We start from the raw sequence: 795 nt of genomic DNA, 5'->3' as shown, positions 1-795 counted from the left end.
GCGTGCGCAAGGTTCTGCTGGCTGAAAGCGATGCGCTGGAAAACCGTCTGGCTGAGCCAACGGCAGCGCTCATCGTTGAACTTGCCGCCAATTACGACACGATCCTCGCACCGGCGACGACCTCGGCCAAGAACATCCTGCCGCGCGTTGCAGCCCTTCTCGATGTGATGCAGTTGTCTGAAATCATGGAAGTCGTCTCGGCGGACACGTTCAAGCGTCCGATCTATGCGGGCAATGCGATCCAGACGGTGCAGTCTACCGACGCCAAGAAGGTGATCACGGTGCGCACCGCCTCCTTCTCCGCAACGGGCGAGGGCGGTTCGGCTGCGGTTGAAACTGCAACCGTGCCTGCCGATCCGGCGCTATCGAGCTTTGTTGGCAATGCGCTGTCGGCTTCGGATCGTCCGGAACTGACCTCGGCCAAGATCATCATCTCGGGCGGTCGTGCGCTTGGTTCGGCTGAAAAGTTCCAGGAAGTGATCCTGCCGGTTGCCGACAAGCTCGGTGCGGCGGTTGGCGCCAGCCGTGCGGCAGTCGATGCGGGCTATGCGCCAAACGACTGGCAGGTTGGCCAGACGGGCAAGGTTGTTGCACCAGAGCTTTACATCGCTGTCGGCATTTCCGGCGCGATCCAGCATCTGGCAGGCATGAAAGACAGCCGCGTCATCGTCGCCATCAACAAGGATGAGGAAGCGCCGATCTTCCAGGTTGCCGATTACGGCCTCGTCGGTGATCTCTTCACTGTGTTGCCGGAGCTGCAGAAAGCTCTCTGACACATTCAAAAAACATCCCTAT

At 59.9% G+C, this 795-nt stretch carries 1 protein-coding gene; it reads left to right on the top strand.

The annotated features are described in order from the left end of the window. Positions 1 to 773: electron transfer flavoprotein subunit alpha/FixB family protein (locus tag JAU75_RS23865; RefSeq protein ID WP_199058949.1), on the top strand; the 773-nt coding region annotated here is incomplete at its 5' end. Positions 774 to 795: the final 22 nt, after the last annotated feature.

It is taken from the genome of Ochrobactrum sp. Q0168, assembly GCF_016427605.1.
Taxonomy (GTDB): domain Bacteria; phylum Pseudomonadota; class Alphaproteobacteria; order Rhizobiales; family Rhizobiaceae; genus Brucella.
The sequence above is the reverse complement of the archived record's forward strand: the minus strand, read 5'-3'. Positions and strand labels throughout refer to the sequence as shown.